The following is a 16990-nucleotide window of genomic DNA, read 5'->3' on the forward strand; positions in this document are numbered from 1 at the left end:
TGTTGTCTGATGAGGTTGAAGAACTCAAGATTGAACTTCGACGGCTAAAACAACTTATTAAAAAAACAGTGAGAGTGAGTTATGGCCTATATTCGAACCGTCAAACGAAAAAAAGGGACTATATATAAGGCAGAGATCAGGGTTCAGGGGCGCTCGCCTCTCTACCAGACATTTGATAGGCTCTCTGATGCCCAAAGATGGGCGGAAGATACAGAAGCCATACTTCGCTCTGGTGGGCATGTTGGTGAAACTCCGCCAGATGATATGCCATTTTCCCAGGCTCTCGACAAGTACGAACTCAAGATTTCCAGTCAGAAACGACCAAATACCAGGGCCCGGGAGATAACATCCGCTAACGCATTGCGTGCGGGCTTTAAAGGGTTGAGCTTGAAACAAATCACTCCGGCCGTGGTTGCTGCCTTCAGGGATAAGCGGTTAGAAACCATCGGGCCGTCAACACTTCAAAAGGATCTAGCTTTACTGTCTCATCTTTATACAATTGCCAGGACTGAGTGGGCCTTGGAGATTAATAATCCGGTTGCAGCCATCAGGAAACCGGCCATGCCTGCAGGCAGACTGCGTCTCTTGAGCAAAGATGAAGCGCGAAATTTACTGGAGATATGTCGACAAAGCCGTAACGAGAAACTCTATCATTATGTCCAACTGTTACTTCATACGGGTATGCGCCCATCAGAAGGTGCCGGGCTGTGCTGGGGGCAAATCAGTATCGATAAACGAATCATTGATTTGACGGTTACCAAGACAGAGCCCCGGCGTGTGCCTTTAACGATAAAGGCGATCGAAATTTTGCTTGATATAATGCCGGAAAATTGTAGCAGGGAGAACCGAGTGTTCTTACCAGAAAAGATATCGGCAACTGTTCAGCGACGGCCGAATCTATTTTTCCGCCGAGCATTTGACAATGCGGTGAAAAAGGCCAAAATCGAAAATTTCAACATGCATGACCTGCGACACACCGCCGCAAGCTATTTATTGATGGCCGGCGTTGACCTTCGTACTCTGGCAGATATTTTGGGCCACAGTACCATGCAAATGGTTCAGCGCTACACACACTTGCTCGACGATCATAAAATAAAGGCCATTGATCACATTGGAAATCTCGGCATCTGAGGTTTCTCCCAGGCGTTGGTGTGCTGCATTGAGGTGGATTTGACAGAATCCAGATTAATATTTCCAGATCAAATACATGAAGTTTTTTTGAAACAGAGACTGTCTACGCCATTCTGTTTCAAAAAAACTTCATGTAGCAAGTCAGGGTGACGGCCAAGCACTTTGAGCAACTTCACTAAGGAAAGAGGTGGTTTGGTTTTACCGTTTTCATACCGAGAAAAGGCATTGGCACCTCCACCAAAGATTTCTGCAGCTTCACGTTGATCACGCATGAGTTTTTTGCGCACAGCGGCGATAAATTTGGGGTCAACAATTGCTGCGTTGACCTGCTTCGAGAAAGCGCGCATCTCTTGCATGACGCGATCGGATTCCGTCGCATCAAGAACTGATTCTGCACAGGCTGGGCAGAAGTCACCGGTTACCGCTGGAATAGAGGTAGTTTCACCCTTGTAAGTGTAAGGGATGTCACGGGTGTCATGGATCAGTTCCACCGCGCCGCAAACAGGACATTTCATATTTACAGCTCCTTAAAAGACACAATCAGCACGTCGTCAATGACCGTGAGTTTCAGGTACACATCTCACGCAGAAGTGTTCGGTCGGTAAACGTCTAGCCAGATTGTATGGTCGGCATATTTAGTCATACTTTTGTGAAAATCTGATGGCTTGAGTGCCACGCCACATTCAGCATGCCTTGAAAATCGACCCCCAAATCATTAGCACCTGCTCGAGCCGAATGAGTGGTTCGCACTTTGCCAGCTTTAACTAATTCCTTGGCAACCGGGAGATTGCAATGGGGATGTCTTTTTTCCATTAATTACTATAGCCTCCCTAGTTGCGTTTGGCGAGTAGGTTAATTTGTGCAGGGCAACACTTCCAATAGAGGAAAGGTTTCTAGATTGCCGACCGACACAATCCAGGTTTTTACAATTTATTTCACTGCATCATTTAGTTTGCTGCCAGCTTTGAATTTAACACTCTTTTTAGCTGGAATCTGGATGGTTTCTCCCGTCTGGGGATTACGACCTTCGCGAGCTGACCGTGCGCTCACCGAAAAGGTACCAAAACCGATGAGGGTAACCTTATCGCCCGCCTTAACGGCTTCTGTGATTGAACTGAGGATACTGTTTAACACCTGATCGCTTACAGCTTTGCTCAGTCCACATTCAGTTGCCACTTTTTCTACCAGATCGCCTTTGTTCATAGTTTTTCCTTGTTATTTTTTAAGTTTTATAGGGGTTGGAAAGCGTTGCATTGCTCAGATAGTAGGTTTGCTTATCTTTTTCAAGGTTATTTCGAATCCGTTTCCTGTTCGTTTTTCATGAATTCCACAATTTCCCGGGGCGTATAATATTGAAACCGTATCCTCTTGCTCAGCCTTTTGGTATAGTCGGAAAAGGCCATGACAATCTCGCGACCTTCTTCCATTAACTGTTCTCCCTCCTTGTGTGATATTCCATCGAACTCGCCAAGTCTTGCCTTGAAATTGATATATGCCAGGTCGAACTGGCGCAGGATATTAAACATGGTCGAGCTGAGCGGTGAGTTGATTTTCAATACCCGAGATCCGCGCTCTTTGACCATACTGATCTTTTTTTCCTGAATCTCCTGCCAGGTTGGTTTTGTCTCATTTTTTTCAGCCATTTTATCTCACCTCAATGCTATGCGGAAATGATTTTTGCGTTTCTCTTGATTCGGTACCGATGCCAGAGGTCCAGAAGATAGACTGAACCATATGGGCAGATGGCTGCTATGACCATCAGCATGGAACTTTTGCTGGCCACCGGCAACAGGTGCGGTTTTATCTCGAAGAACCCGTAATATATTTTCTCGGCCATGGAGCCAAAATGGACGACCAGTTTCCAGATATTCTGTGGTGTACTGAGCCGATAGAGCACCAGATATATCACATAGATAAGAAAGGACTTGAGCAGCAGGGACATGGCCCGGCCCAGAAGCAGTGAGTTTATTGCCTTTCTGGTAATGTTGCCGACATAGTAGCGGCTGATATAGGTACACATCGCGGTATTGATGAGCAGGACAAGATAGGGGATGGAGCTAAACATCAAATGGCTGAAGGCATCGAGTTTATGAAAGACGAAGGGAAAGAGATAGAAATGGAAGACCGGGAACAGTAGTATCAGGGCAAAACCTTCATGAAAGCCACTTTTTATGCCGATCTTGAAAAAGTCCAGAGTTCGATCCAGGGTAAGGAATTCCGCAGGGATATTCTGGCCTTTGCTCTCGATAACATAGAATTGCTGAATCTCGGAGATGGCGTTTAGCAGATTGCTTGGCCTGTAAATCCTGCCGTTATCTGTGGTAATAATCTGGGCGTTGGTGTCACTTTGCCCTTTGTTCTCCCAATCTTTGACCATTATTTGTCCTGTGAGTCATTGTTGTCGAGATAGGGACTGACTTTTACGATATCGCCCAGTATTGCAGGTTTTGCTTGTTCCATTTCAGCAATGGATCCGAAGGGTTCAGCGTGAAATGGCGTGTAATAGCCTTTGATGGATTTGCCGATCTTTCGTGTCACCGTGAAATATCCGCCGAAAAAAGAATCTTTGATCAGACCCCTGTCAATAACGTCATGCTCGGCTCGGAGTTGGTGGACGATGGAGAGTAATACGCTGCGCATGGATTCATCCTTTTGCGCCATCGTGGCGATGTCCATAGACCCAGCCTTTTCAGCCATCTTACGGGCCACCTCTTCCAGTACCTTCACCTGAAAGTAGACATGGCCATCGGGCATGGAAAAAGCGAGGAACCTGCGGCCAAACATCTTGTTGATATACGGTTTCAATTCTTCCAAGTACTGAGAAGCATCGAACCAGCCAGAGATATCGATTAATTCTGGTGCAATGGATGTAGATTTTTCCTGGTCGGACTCATCGCAGTCGTTGTAAATATCTGCCTGTGCCTGGCGAGCTGACGTCGTTATACTTTTTGTCACTGGATGTGGAATATCCGCTGAGATATCTTCATTTACCACCGTTTTCGGTACTTCTTGGAGAACTGTCGTTTCCAATTCTTTCTGTCTGGCAAGTTGATCCGCCTTTTTCAAGGTCTTGCCAAGCAGGCCTTTGGCCATTTTATGGTGAAGTTTGATTGCCCGTAAGATTTCATCTTTTTTAGGTAACGCATTAAAACCGGCAATTGCAGCCAAGGGTCGTCCTGCGGCCAGGGGATGCTCTCCCAGGGAATAGAGATACCCCCGTATGGATTGCAGTTTGCCAAGGTCGTGGGCTAAGGCCGCGATAATTGTATCCGGGATGACATGCCAGGCCTTATTGTCAGAGAGAATCTGGACAACCTGTTCGGCTACATTGAGGGAATGATCAAGAAGAGTCGTTTTTGCAAGTAACCGGTAGGTGTTTTCATCCCAGTTTCCTTCCACATCCCCTTGTAAATTGACCACTGAGGGACAATTTCCTTCTTTGTCGAGGAGTTTGAGGATCTGTTCGCATACCGCTTTCTGCTGAGGGAATTTTTCAAATAAGGGCTTATGCAGGATGTTTTCCATAAATGCAATAGCTCTGGGATTATGCAGTTCAAGAGATTCATTGTCTCCAGGCACAGGCTGCTGCTCTCGCCAAAGAGGGGAGAGCTCCGAGATGTGGATTGTCTTGGAACCCTCCTTAATCCAGATCTTCGACAGTTCATGCAGATGAATTTCTTTTACTCTCTTTTTCTTACTAAAAATCAGGATCATAACAACCATTACAGCCAACCCTAATGCTAGCCATAATATGAAGTGGTCCCAATCAATCCTCTCAACCAAGTTACCAAAGGCGAGCATCAACTCTCAGGTGCCATTTGGCTGGTTGACTTGATTTTTTATAGAAAGATCTGGGAATAGCACCTTCAACTTCCCGTCACTGACAGTAGCGGTTTTGCCCTTAAACGTACCGGAATAGGTGCTCAGGAACAGCTCGCGAGGTGCCATGTTAAGAATCTCAGTATGCTTGATCCTGATCTCTTCTGTTTCTCGAATAGACAAACCGCCGCCAACAGAGATAATAGGCGAGAACCTGCGTTCCTCGCCGAGATGCCTCGACACATAGCTTGCGGTGTTTGCGTCGGGTACCCGCATAAAGAGTTTGGTGTTGCAGTTATCCAGGATCGTGTTGGCCCGGTCCTCTCCAACTTCTGCATGCAACTGACTGATGGACTGACAGTAGCCGTGGATAAAAACCTCAGCTCCGCCGGCTTTGGCAAACAGATCTTCAATCCCGTGGTAGAGAACAGATTGTGCCTCGTCGATATGCAGTACCAAAGAGGGCGTGACACTTTTGCCACTGGAATAGACCCGGCCGACAAAGGCCTGGATCATGGAGATAATCACTTTTCCTGCAGTATAGGCCGCTCGTTTGGTCAGGAGTGAACCCAACTGAACCACCAGGATGATGCCTTTCCCCTGTTCGAGGCGTTTGATAAAACGGTTTTCGTCAGCTTTCCCGATGATCTGGCCAATACTCCCTGAGGTCAACTCGGTGAGTGCCACCCGAAGTGAGCTGGCCACCTTGGAGTAGTAATCTGCCGGAGTTGAAAGGATTTTTTGCATATCCAGGCAAAGTTGCTCGGCATCCGGTGTATTCACATATTCGAGCTTTTCTTTCAGTCTCTCCAGGTCCTGGTGGCTGATATGGTTTTTGATGTCGTTGAGATTAAATGATGGAATTGTACCAGCAACCTGCGCCAGCATGATCAGGGCCTGCACCACGACCAGACTCACCTCATAGGCCACCCCGAAGAAGTAGGGTTCCCGTCCCACTGCAACTCCGGCTGTTATATGGGCCACTAATTCTTCGGGCATGTAGTAAGAGGAGAGGGGATCGAGAATAGCGCTGTATTCAGGGAAAATAGGGGTGATCAACATCAGATCCTGCAGACGGCCGGTTTTACCCGCAAGTTGAGTAATCTTGGAAAAAAGGGCAATATCACCTTTAGGGTCAATAGCCACAACAGAGTACCCTTTGCGGATATCCTGCTCAATGATGTGCTCCATAATCCGGGTTTTGCCAACCCTGGTGGTACCGAAACACCAGAAGTGGCCCTTGCGGAAACTATCGGGAAAACCAAGCTCCAGAATTGTTTCCGGATGGTCAAGATGAATACCGGTACCGATATGTGTCCAGAGTGGTTTTTGTTTTCTTCTTATTTTAATCATTAGATTTTTTTGACAAAGTTGACCTGTACCCGTTCTTTGAGTTCCTGAGAGACCGCTTTGATGGCTGACTTCGGCAGTCGTCTGGTGGTCAGCACAAAACTTTTATGGCCGACATAGCGTTTGACGCAGCGAAAATTGATCCTTTCAGCGTCCGGACCGAGATTGTTTCTCAGTAAAGTCTCAACCAGGGTTTTTGACACCCGATCTACGACAATTTTCAGCCGGGGAGTATCACCCAGTACAACAGGATCAATACGCCGCACGTGAAAGGCCCGTCGCATGCCGATGGAGAAACATCTTGTGTTACGCTCGTGTAGGCCGATTCGGTTTAGCGGGCAAAACGCGGTCACAATCTGGCCTGGTATGATTTCCGTCTCGACGAAGATATTCTGTGCAGAATCGTGGGATATGATGTCTCCCCAGCACAATTGTTTCTCATAGGATTTGTAGTATCTGGTTTGCTTGAGGACAGCTGACCTGGTGAGACTTTTCTGCAAATGCTTCTTAAGGGTGTTTGGCCCCCGTATTGCTGCAAGATCAACCAGGCGTTGCATGGTAACACCATTGACTTTATTATACGCTACAGCCTCCAGCTGTAGATCATCTCTAAAAAAGACCATCACTTCAAGGCGATACCACCTGGAAAGTACGGTAGAGAAAACATTTTCGATCTCCGCCATGACCTCGTTTCTGGTAAGTCCATATTGCTTGGCAAACAAGTTGATGATGTTCTGCATGATTTTTTTCACCCCGTTGTACTTGTAAGGACAACTCATCCTTGTCGGTTCTATATCCTTTTTTCAGAGGGGATGACGGTTTTAGAGATTGACGGCAATATTTGGAGGAAATTTGGCTTTGTTTATAATTGTACAGAAAAATGTTAGGATGGATATGACGCTACGGCCATGGACCCGTTTTTATTTGTGTAACAATAGTTGGTTTAGGCAAATCCTAGAGCACTTAAATTACAAATATGTGCAAAGTGTGGAAAAAATATAGACAAAGTGTCAGCATTATGTAATTGTTCCATAAATGTAATAAAGCGATTAAGTTTTTTAGCAGGGTGTTATCTTTTTTTCGTATCCCTAATAAATGTGGAGAGAGAATATCATGTTTACCCATCAAGCATATTTTGAGCATCTTAATAAGGATCAGGAAATTATTAATTTGCAGATGGATAGTTGTGTGGCTGCAGGATATACAGGTAGAAACCAAGAAATGGTTCAAACCCATATCGAAGAACTCAAAAAACTTGGTGTTGCCACTCCATACGCCATTCCAGCACTATATTGGATTTGTCCAACACGCCTGACCAGTAGCAAGGAATTGCAGGTTGTAGGAAGCCAGACAAGTCCAGAGGTGGAATTTTTCCTTGCTGAAGATGAAAACGGAGCCCTCTACATAACAGTCGCAAGTGACCATACTGACCGGGAACTTGAGGCAGTTTCTGTCGGAAAAGCAAAACAGGTTTGTGATAAAGTACTGGGGGATCATTTCTGGAAGGTAGATGATATCGCAGACCACTGGGATGAAATTCAGATACGTTCTGAGGTGTTAAAAGATGAAAAATGGATCCCTTATCAATCGGGAACACTATCTCAAATTCTTCACTACAATGATCTGCTGGATGTGATTCGTAGGGATTCACCTGCAGGTAAACACCCTTCGCTATTGAGTGGCACGATTCCGGTTATAGGTGGTGATGCAATATTTACATCAGCCTGCAAAATAACGATGACAGACTCTATTTTACATCGCGTTATTACCAAACAATACCAAATTATTGTCCTCCCGGACCGGAGCTAAGGACAACATGCAAATAGCACTGATTCAGCAGGCAGTCTCAGCTGGTAACAAACAAAAAAACTACGATCGTATCACTCAGTTGGTTGAACAAGCACTGACCCGTTCCCCGAAACCAGATCTGCTAATATTACCTGAGCTTTGGTCAACCGGTTATGCGCTTGCCGATCTTGCTCGTATAGCGAGTGATGAGGGTGGTGAAGAAGCAGAATTCCTCGGTAAGCTCGCCAGAAAAAATGGGGTATGGTTTGCCGGGGGCTCGGTTGCCGCGAAGACAAAGGACGGAATAACTAATAGGGCACAAATCATAGATCGAAACGGGCTACTACAAGGCATATACGACAAGGTTCATCTCGTCCCCATGCTTAACGAGCACAAGTATTTAACCGCTGGGTCTAACCTATGTATCCATGAAATCGAAGGTGTCAAATTTGGTTTTGCGATTTGCTATGATATCCGATTCTGTGAGTTTATCAGAAAACTCGCTCTCAATGGCGCCCAGGCAATAATAGTTGCTGCAGAATGGCCCCTGGTCCGGCTCAGTCATTGGCGGGCACTGCTCAAGGCAAGAGCCATTGAAAATCAATGTTATGTTCTTGCTGCTAACAATGTTGCTACAGGGGATGCTCCATTTGCAGGGCATTCGGTTGCCCATGGACCTGACGGTAGTACTCTCTGCCAATTCGAATTCCAGGAGGGGGTCAATCAAGTCTGTATTGAGACGCAGGCAGTAGAAGCCATTCGAACAGCGGTGCCCGTATTCAAGGATCGCCGTCCAGAATTGTATTAGCTTTATATTGGTAAGAAATACTATATTTTGCATGTAACTATTTAGAGGAGATGTTTTCTATGACTCCTGAAGAATTTAGAGCTTTATCTGCGGCGGGGAAATTTGAACTTCCCACAGCTGGATACTGTCCAGGATTTGTACAGGCGAACCTTGCAGCTTTTCCCAAAAAATATGCTGCAGATTTCAAAGCTTTCTGCAAAGCAAATCCAAAACCATGTCCGTTATTGGAGGTCATTGGACCTGAGACCAGCCTGTCCAAAAAACTGGCACCGGGAGCAGATATCCGGGATGTTATTCCTCGGTATCAGATCTGGCGTGACGGGGCCTGCGCTGAAACTGTCTCAAATCTAAAAGCAATAGATACAACTGACTTCGTTTATTTCTTGTTAGGTTGTAGTTTTTCTTTTGAAGAGGCATTGATTGAAGCTGGAATTTACCTCAGGCATGTTGACCAGAAAAAGAATGTGGCGATGTATCGCACTAATATCAAGCTTGAATCAGTTGGGATTTTTGCGGGAAATATGGTGGTCTCCATGCGACCTATCCGACGCGATCAGGTCGAACAGGCTAGCCAGATTACCGGAATGTTCCCAGATGTGCATGGCGCTCCTGTCCATGTCGGGGATCCTGGAAAGATCGGAATTGTTGATATCAACAATCCAGATTATGGCGAATTCGTCGAAATAAAGGAAGATGAACTTCCAGTTTTCTGGGCCTGTGGAGTTACACCTCAAAATGTCTTGCGCAGTGCAAAACTACCCTTTGCCATAACGCACGCTCCCGGTTTTATGTTCGTGAGCGATATCAAGAATAAAGACTATGCATGTACCCAATAAATTCGCTGTTTTGCAGGATGTTCTACTGGGTAGATTCAATATTAATTTAATCTCAGGAGGTTTTATGAAATTAGGTAAAAAATTAACAGCACTTGTTTGTGCAGGATTTCTTTTTTCCTGCTCATCAGTTATGGCCCAGACAGACGAGTTACGCGTGGTTGGAAGCTGGAACAGCTTAACTCTTTTTAAAAATTTTGAGAAACCATTCTGGACCGAAACTGTACCGAAAGAACTGGGCATAAAAACCAGTATGACCTCTCTTGGACAGGTAAATTTAAAAGGACCGGCAGTTGTACGACAAATGAGCATGGGAGTCTTCGATGTTGTTCACACCGTCGCCGATTATATCGTCTCAGATTCTCCTGATCTTGCAGGTCTCGATCTTCCTGGTGTAACTACAGATATCGAAACAGCAAAGAAGACCGTCGAAGCATATCGACCCGCGCTTGAGAAATACCTGGAAAAAGATTTTGATGTCAAGCTGCTTAGTGTCATCCCGTATCCCGCCCAGGTTCTCTTCTGCCGTGTGCCAATTGGAGGACTTGATGATTTAAAAGGCAAAAAGGTACGAGCGTCAGGTTGGACTACTTCTGAGTTTGTGTCTGCTTTGGGGGCAACGGGTGTAACCATGTCCTTTAGTGAAGTTCCTCAATCTCTTCAACGCGGCGTTGTAGACTGTGGTATCACCGGCTCCCTGTCCGGGTATTCGGCGGGTTGGGGGGAAGTCTCCAAATACATTTATCCTCTGCCTGTTGGCGGTTGGGATTATGTGGTCGGCATGATGTCAATGAAAACTTGGAACAGTTTGTCCAAAGAACAGCAGGACAAGCTACAAACACTCGTTCATGACCAACTCGAAGAACCGGGTTGGGCTGTCACTGCAAAAGAAACTCAGGAAGGTATTGACTGTCTTACTGGGAAGACCTGTTCACAGGGAGACCCACAGAATTTGATAGAAGTTGCTGTGACTGATGAGGCCAAGGCCAGAGTTAAGCAGGTTCTGGTTGATAACGTATTACCAGCGTTGGCAGAAAAAGTTTCTCCTGGCACAATTGCCACCTGGAATGAGACTATCGGTAAAGTTGTAGGAATCCAGGCCAAGTAAGAACTGTAATTTTAGATAGGTACGCGGTTTCTCAAATATTAAGCCGCGTACCTTTTTGTCCTAGAGTGTGACCGGGAAATATGTTGGCCGCATTTTTTATAAGGGCTTTATAAAGCAATTAGTCTGTTGGTTTTAAAGATCTCAGTCAGATAGTTTAGCAGGTAAAATATGAACGGTTTTATAGAAAAAACTGAAAAGATTTCTCAGGTGGCCGCCTGGTGCTCAGGACTACTTCTCTTTTTGGCCGCAATCATGATTGCCTTCGAAGTAATCATGAGAAAAGCTTTTTCTTACTCGATTGGCGGCGCTGACGAGCTCTCCAGCTATGCACTTGCGATAAGCTGTACCTGGGGTTTTAGCTTTGCCCTGATAAGGAAATCTCATATTCGAATTGATATTCTCTATAACCATCTCCCTCAGGCTGGGCGTTCTTTTCTTGATATTTTTGCCCACCTTCTGCTGGGTATTTATATTGTAACCTTGTCCTATTATGCTTTTTTCGTATTGAAAACATCTATCCTCAAACACTCTGCAGCCAACACCCCACTCGCAACCCCTTTATGGATCCCCCAAGGTCTCTGGTTCTTAGGGCTATTGTGGTTTGGGTTTACTATTTTCATCGTTCTTGCAGGAACAATATACTATAGGCTCAACAACAAGCATAATGAGGCGAACAGGTTGGCAGGCATTTCCACTTTGGATGACGAGATCCAGGAAACAACAGAGCGGGGCACTACAGCCGGAGGGGACAAATGATTATTGCAATTACTCTGGCAATCCTGCTTACTTTATTGGTGCTGAGTGTCCCGGTCTCGGCGGCACTCATAGTTCTCGGACTTTCCATTGGAGAGATTTTTTCTGGCTTTCCGTTGTATAGAGTTTTGGGAGAAATAACATGGTCTGCTAGCACCGATTTTCTCCTCCTCTCGATTCCTCTCTTTGTGATGCTTGGTGAAATCCTGCTGCGGGCTGGTATTGCTAAAAGAACATATAATGCCTTGAATAAATGGCTTTCTTGGTTGCCCGGAGGCCTGCTGCAGGCGAATATCGGAACTTCTGCTCTCTTTGCTGCAACATCCGGCTCTTCGGTAGCTACTGCTGCAACTATCACCACGGTGGCGTTGCCTCAGGGGAGGCGATACAATTATTCAGAAAAGCTTTTTGCTGGATCAATAGCTGCGGGCGGAACGTTGGGAATACTTATTCCACCTTCCATTAACCTGATTGTATATGGTTTTTTAACTAACACATCCATTCCTCGTCTGTTTCTGGCAGGTATTGTGCCCGGTGTTCTGTTGGCAATACTCTTTATGCTCTGTATCGCTGTGGCATGTCTGATAAAACCTGAACTTAGTGGCGATAAACAGAATACATCCTGGAAGGAGCGGTTAGAAAGCCTGAAAGATTTAATCCCTGTTCTTCTGATTTTTCTTGTGGTAATCGGTTCTATTTATGCGGGACTTGCCACTCCAACAGAATCTGCGGCGCTAGGCGTGTTGGCTTCATTGGGATTAGCGTTTTACTATAGGACGGTCAGTGTCAGTTTCTTCAAGCAGGTTTTTGAGGGGACAATGCGCACGAGTTCTATGATTATGCTGATTCTCATATCTGCTAATTTCTTGAACTTTATCCTGGATTCTATAGGCCTGGCTGAGATGCTTAGCGATTTTGTTATAAATCTTGGAACTTCTCCAATATATACACTGATGGTAGTTATTGGGCTCTATGTTGTGTTGGGCTTTTTTATCGAAACTCTTTCACTTATGGTGATTACCGTTCCAATCGTAGCTCCAATCCTGGTAAACCTGGGTTACGATCCCATCTGGTTTGGAATACTACTGATTTTGTTGATCGAAATGGCACTTATTACCCCGCCTGTAGGTTTAAATCTTTATGTCGTTCAGGGTGTAAGGCGATCAGGATCAATTAGTGATGTAATGATCGGTGCAGCACCTTTCGTTTTTATGATCGGTGTCATGATTGTACTGATGATAATATTTCCAGAAATATCATTGTATTGTACCCAATTTGTTAATTAGTGAACAGGCGATAGTGCCGCAAATTTCGCTCATGCAGACCGATGCGGTTTAGCGGGCAAAACGCTGTCACAATCTGGCCTGGTATGATTTCCGTCTCGACGAAGATATTCTGTGCAGAATCGTGGGATATGATGTCTCCCCAGCACAATTGTTTCTTATAGGATTTGTAGTATCTGGTTTGCTTGAGGACAGCTGACCTGGTGAGACTTTTCTGCAAATGCTTCTTAAGGGTGTTTGGCCCCCGTATTGCTGCAAGATCAACCAGGCGTTGCATGGTAACACCATTGACTTTATTATACGCTACAGCCTCCAGCTGTAGATCATCTCTAAAAAAGACCATCACTTCAAGGCGATACCACCTGGAAAGTACGGTAGAGAAAACATTTTCGATCTCCGCCATGACCTCGTTTCTGGTAAGTCCATATTGCTTGGCAAACAAGTTGATGATGTTCTGCATGATTTTTTTCACCCCGTTGTACTTGTAAGGACAACTCATCCTTGTCGGTTCTATATCCTTTTTTCAGAGGGGATGACGGTTTCTTGAAAAAGGGGGGAGAAATTCGTTTAAATAAAGGTACAGAAAAATAATGAAGGAATTTATAAAAAGCGACAGGTCAGGAACGAAGAAGACTGGATGAACTAATGTTTTTAAACCATATAAATAGCCATATATTTATATTGACTTAAATATTCTTTAACTTTATTTTATCATTTATGACAGTAGCCTCTGATTTTGAGTGGGGTTCAACTAAAGATAAGATAAATCAGGAAAAACACGGTGTATCCTTTGCCATAGCGTAACTTGCTTTTATGGATCATAATCGTATTATTCTGGAAGATCTGGAACATAAGCCTGAATGAAAAACGATATTATTGTCTTGGAAAAGTCGCCGGAGGCGTCATAACAGTCAGATTTGCTTATCGAAAAAATAAAATCAGAATCATCGGTTCAGGGTATTGGCGGAAAGGGAAGAAAATATATGAAAGAGAAAATAAAATACACAGATGAGCCAATGGGCAGGGTAAAAGTAATTGCTGATTTTCTTCCTTCACCGGAAGAACTTGCTCTGAAAGACGAAACTATCAAAGTTACAATCTCTCTTAGCAAAACGAGTGTTGACTTCTTTAAAAAAGAAGCAAAAAAATATAATACCCAGTATCAGAAAATGATTCGTAGATTGCTCGATGAATATGCATCTCATCAATAAAAGTGCGGCGGATACCCATAGATGAAGAAATAATCCCGAGGAAATATACAGGAGGAGTAAACCCAATTGGTTTTGCGTTTGATTTTCTCTTGCATTTTTCGATGTCAGTAATAATATATTTGTATTACTCCAGCTCATATTCTATGAGATACCCCGTCACAGGGCTTAGCTGAATACGTTTCACGTGTTCTTGAATTCCAGGTACATTTGCCACCCATTTTTCAGGCAACGTTTAACCGCAATGGCGGACTTCTTTGTCTTGTCTCCTGAGTGGCTCTTCCCAAATATTAATCTTACGCGCTACGTCGATAAACCGAAAGTTACTCTATCTATGAGACCTTCCAGGTTGATTCTGCGTTTTAATATCATTTCTCAATCATCTCTACCACAACCCCATAAACAGGGAGAGTAACACATACTCCCGACTGGGGACGTGTTGTCTCTCTCCCACATCACAGGAGGAAACAACAATGCCTGAAAACAAAAAGCTCACAAAACAGGTTGAAGAGATCAATGCAGTGCTGCGCGGTTTTGGCCACGCGGCTGTGCAAGAGATCAAGATGATGAAAGATGGCAAAGTCATTGGCCAGGTCCGCTACGGGTACAAGCCGCAGTTTGTTTTTGATGCTGTAAATAGTATCCTGCTCCCGGAAAACTGGCGCTACGAAGTCGTAAGCAAAGAAATTTTTGATAGCCAGGTGGTAGCTGAGGTCCGGCTCTTTATTCGTGTGAATGATGATCAGTGGATCTGTAAAGGATCTCAGATAGGGCAGATGCAAATCGTCAAAGGTAATGTCGGCGACTCCTTTAAAGGGGCAATTACGGATGCTATCCAGAAATGTCTGTCTCTGCTCTCCATTGGAACTGATGCCTACAGGGGATTGCTTCGTGATGTCTATCTCTCTGTAAATCGTCCTGATCTTTTACTGCCTAAGCAACAATTAGATCAACCTGCTCAATCAAGCCAGGAACACGATGCCGATCAAGCGCCTCACAATTCCGATCTGCCAAAGATAGCTGGAATCAGTTATCAGCAGAGGGATGGAATTGTTATAGCTGTCGGTAACTCGTTTGATAAAAAAGATCTGCTGAAATCAGCCGGTTTCAAATGGGATAAAGCGGATAAAAGCTGGTTCAAAGAGGTTGTAGTGCATTAGTACCTTAGAAAATTGTTTAAAGTCTGCGATTATCGATTTGTTTTAAGGAGTAATTTAGCTATATAGTGGCAGGCCTTCGAGGTGCTGATCCCGTTTATCGGGGCTAACGCTCAACCCATCACACTTATTTTAACTCACCCAATGAGGGAGGACTTGTTTCCCCTCGTGGGATTCGTGTGTTCTCTCTCTTTACCTTACGGAGGAAATGACACATGGATATCAAAACCACACTACTGACAAGTCTGCGCAAGCTGGCTCAACAACACACTAAAGAGACTCTTGGAGATCGCAGAAATTACCTTGGAGCATCCGATATCGGATACTGCCCAAGAAAAGTGATCCTGGAGAAAATCAATCCAACCGAACATGATCTAGCGACCCTTCTTCGTTTTGAGCGGGGCCATATGGCTGAGGAGATCGTTGCCAACGCTTTTGCCGCCGCAGGTTTCACAAACTTTGAGCGACAGGTTGAAGTTATAGTCGATGGTAAGGTTCCACTCAGAGCACATATAGATTTCGTTTTTACCTCAAAAGTCCATAAGATCAAATCTGTACTGGAGACCAAGAGCACGAGTAATATCCCGGACGATCCCTATGGTTCCTGGGAGTCTCAGCTCTATATCCAGATGGGAGCATTGGCGAGCAAATTTCCTGATTACACCATCAGGGGTGCGGTTATAGCACTTGACCTCGCAAATGGCGATGTTGAATTTTTCAATGGCTATTCCCCGCAGCAAACCATCTTTGAAGGACTAGTGAAAAAGGCGGAACGTCTCTGGTCTGATTACCTGACAATACTTGCCAGTAAAGAGATTGAACTCGATACTGATCCAGGACCCCTCTGTGGATTTTGTAACCATTTAACAAGTTGCCCCAGGTTCGAGGCTGAAGAAGTACCTCAACTGGCAGCAAGTGTTGATGAATTACAGGAACTGCAGGCGAGCGAGAAAAAGTTCAAAGATAAAATTGATCTTTGCAAGGAGAAGATTTTCGCCATTGTGCAAAAGAGGGGATCAATCAAATCAGGCGGTTGCATTCTCAGAAAGGCCACCAGAAATAGAAAACATCTCGTAACGGATCGGCTTGATCAGTTTTTAAGAGATCATGGCAGTTCCATTGATGAATTTCAAGAAGATCGGCCTTTCTCCTTTCTGGAGATAAAAAAGGCAAAGGCTACAGCCGCCTAAGTAGAACAAAAGGATCCTTAACCGGGGAGAACATTTTCCCATGGTGGGAATCTGTATTTCTCCAAAATTATCTGTACCAACCACTCATTAAAGGAGATCAACATGAACAAGGCAATGGTAATTGGCAATCTCGGCAATGACCCTGAACTACATTACACCAAGAATAGTGCTGTTCCTGTGACAACCTTATCTGTTGCCACAACCGAACGGTGGAAAGATGCCGACGGCAACAAACAAGAACAGACAGACTGGCACCGTGTCGTTGCCTGGGGTGGACTTGCCCTTGTGTGTGGCGAACATCTCAAAAAAGGCGATAAGGTCTATATTGATGGAAAACTCCGTACACGGAAATGGGAAGATCAGGATGGCAATACCCGCTACACCACCGAAATTATCGCCGCGGAAATGGAGATGCTTGGTGGTCATGGTGAAAAGATTGTTAAAAATCTTCCACCCAACAGTGATGGCGCTGAGCCACCCCTGCCAGATGATGTCCCGTTCTAACCGATTACATTAACAACCATTCACCTATCCAGGGGAATCAATTCCCCGCATGGGGCAT

At 44.9% G+C, this 16990-nt stretch carries 19 protein-coding genes and 2 pseudogenes; 12 read left to right on the plus strand and 9 right to left on the minus strand.

What is annotated here, in order from left to right; genetic code table 11:
* The first annotated feature begins 81 nt into the window (after positions 1 to 81).
* Positions 82 to 1131: a site-specific integrase gene (locus FCL48_RS12365; RefSeq protein ID WP_136872591.1), complete on the plus strand. Its 1050-nt coding sequence runs from the start codon at positions 82 to 84 to the stop codon at positions 1129 to 1131.
* 68 nt (positions 1132 to 1199) lie between these two features.
* Here the strand turns inward: FCL48_RS12365 and FCL48_RS12370 are convergent, their stop codons facing one another.
* The 8 genes and pseudogenes from FCL48_RS12370 to FCL48_RS12405 all read right to left on the minus strand — a co-directional run bounded on the left by FCL48_RS12370 (position 1200) and on the right by FCL48_RS12405 (position 7040).
* Entirely contained in the window at positions 1200 to 1646 is a 447-nt protein-coding gene (locus FCL48_RS12370) for a type II toxin-antitoxin system MqsA family antitoxin (protein WP_136872592.1), read from the minus strand.
* A 2-nt stretch (positions 1647 to 1648) separates the two neighbouring features.
* Positions 1649 to 1944: pseudogene (locus tag FCL48_RS25895) on the minus strand (type II toxin-antitoxin system MqsR family toxin).
* A 117-nt stretch (positions 1945 to 2061) separates the two neighbouring features.
* On the minus strand, positions 2062 to 2334 hold the full coding sequence (locus tag FCL48_RS12380; protein ID WP_136872593.1) for an HU family DNA-binding protein: 273 nt from the start codon (positions 2332 to 2334) through the stop codon (positions 2062 to 2064).
* An 86-nt stretch (positions 2335 to 2420) separates the two neighbouring features.
* The gene (locus FCL48_RS12385) at positions 2421 to 2774 is read right to left on the minus strand and encodes a recombinase (protein ID WP_136872594.1); all 354 of its coding nucleotides are present in this window, start codon (positions 2772 to 2774) and stop codon (positions 2421 to 2423) included.
* A 17-nt stretch (positions 2775 to 2791) separates the two neighbouring features.
* On the minus strand, positions 2792 to 3508 hold the full coding sequence (locus FCL48_RS12390; protein WP_136872595.1) for a hypothetical protein: 717 nt from the start codon (positions 3506 to 3508) through the stop codon (positions 2792 to 2794).
* Complete coding sequence (locus FCL48_RS12395) at positions 3508 to 4854, minus strand: HD domain-containing protein (RefSeq protein WP_240744832.1); 1347 nt, start codon at positions 4852 to 4854, stop codon at positions 3508 to 3510. Before FCL48_RS12395 ends, FCL48_RS12390 begins: the two co-directional genes overlap by 1 nt.
* A gap of 84 nt (positions 4855 to 4938) precedes the next feature.
* Positions 4939 to 6303, minus strand: a complete 1365-nt coding sequence (locus FCL48_RS12400) for a type IV secretory system conjugative DNA transfer family protein (RefSeq protein ID WP_136872597.1) — start codon at positions 6301 to 6303, stop codon at positions 4939 to 4941.
* Positions 6303 to 7040, minus strand: coding sequence for a hypothetical protein (locus tag FCL48_RS12405; protein WP_136872598.1), 738 nt, complete (start codon positions 7038 to 7040; stop codon positions 6303 to 6305). The genes FCL48_RS12400 and FCL48_RS12405 overlap by 1 nt, the downstream gene beginning before the upstream one ends.
* A gap of 373 nt (positions 7041 to 7413) precedes the next feature.
* On the opposite strand from FCL48_RS12405, the gene FCL48_RS12410 reads away from it, so the two are divergent.
* From FCL48_RS12410 to FCL48_RS12435, 6 genes are all read left to right on the plus strand, one after another.
* On the plus strand, positions 7414 to 8109 hold the full coding sequence (locus FCL48_RS12410) for a DUF2848 family protein (protein WP_205747705.1): 696 nt from the start codon (positions 7414 to 7416) through the stop codon (positions 8107 to 8109).
* A 7-nt stretch (positions 8110 to 8116) separates the two neighbouring features.
* Positions 8117 to 8896, plus strand: coding sequence for a carbon-nitrogen family hydrolase (locus FCL48_RS12415; RefSeq protein ID WP_136872599.1), 780 nt, complete (start codon positions 8117 to 8119; stop codon positions 8894 to 8896).
* Positions 8897 to 8955: 59 nt separating this feature from the next.
* Positions 8956 to 9732 (plus strand): putative hydro-lyase, encoded by a 777-nt coding sequence (locus FCL48_RS12420; protein ID WP_136872600.1) that lies wholly within the window; start codon positions 8956 to 8958, stop codon positions 9730 to 9732.
* A gap of 64 nt (positions 9733 to 9796) precedes the next feature.
* A complete protein-coding gene (locus FCL48_RS12425) occupies positions 9797 to 10837 on the plus strand; it encodes a TRAP transporter substrate-binding protein (protein WP_136872601.1) in 1041 nt (346 codons plus the stop codon).
* A 168-nt stretch (positions 10838 to 11005) separates the two neighbouring features.
* A complete protein-coding gene (locus FCL48_RS12430; protein ID WP_136872602.1) occupies positions 11006 to 11593 on the plus strand; it encodes a TRAP transporter small permease subunit in 588 nt (195 codons plus the stop codon).
* Complete coding sequence (locus FCL48_RS12435; protein ID WP_136872664.1) at positions 11593 to 12876, plus strand: TRAP transporter large permease; 1284 nt, start codon at positions 11593 to 11595, stop codon at positions 12874 to 12876. Before FCL48_RS12430 ends, FCL48_RS12435 begins: the two co-directional genes overlap by 1 nt.
* On the opposite strand, the gene FCL48_RS12440 is transcribed toward FCL48_RS12435, so the two are convergent.
* A complete protein-coding gene (locus FCL48_RS12440) occupies positions 12869 to 13333 on the minus strand; it encodes a hypothetical protein (RefSeq protein ID WP_136872603.1) in 465 nt (154 codons plus the stop codon). The two genes, FCL48_RS12435 and FCL48_RS12440, sit on opposite strands and share 8 nt — an antisense overlap.
* A gap of 257 nt (positions 13334 to 13590) precedes the next feature.
* Between FCL48_RS12440 and FCL48_RS25900 the strand changes: the two are divergent.
* From FCL48_RS25900 to FCL48_RS12465, 5 genes and pseudogenes are all read left to right on the plus strand, one after another.
* Positions 13591 to 13885, plus strand: a pseudogene (locus tag FCL48_RS25900) (BrnT family toxin).
* Complete coding sequence (locus tag FCL48_RS12450; protein ID WP_136872604.1) at positions 13857 to 14084, plus strand: CopG family transcriptional regulator; 228 nt, start codon at positions 13857 to 13859, stop codon at positions 14082 to 14084. Before FCL48_RS25900 ends, FCL48_RS12450 begins: the two are co-directional and overlap by 29 nt.
* A 470-nt stretch (positions 14085 to 14554) precedes the next feature.
* Entirely contained in the window at positions 14555 to 15241 is a 687-nt protein-coding gene (locus tag FCL48_RS12455) for a hypothetical protein (protein WP_136872605.1), read from the plus strand.
* A 212-nt stretch (positions 15242 to 15453) separates the two neighbouring features.
* Positions 15454 to 16428, plus strand: a complete 975-nt coding sequence (locus tag FCL48_RS12460) for a hypothetical protein (protein ID WP_136872606.1) — start codon at positions 15454 to 15456, stop codon at positions 16426 to 16428.
* Between the two features lie 102 nt (positions 16429 to 16530).
* Positions 16531 to 16932: a single-stranded DNA-binding protein gene (locus FCL48_RS12465; protein WP_136872607.1), complete on the plus strand. Its 402-nt coding sequence runs from the start codon at positions 16531 to 16533 to the stop codon at positions 16930 to 16932.
* Positions 16933 to 16990 lie beyond the last annotated feature (58 nt).

The organism is Desulforhopalus sp. IMCC35007, assembly GCF_005116575.1.
Classification (GTDB): Bacteria; Desulfobacterota; Desulfobulbia; order Desulfobulbales; family Desulfocapsaceae; genus Desulforhopalus_A.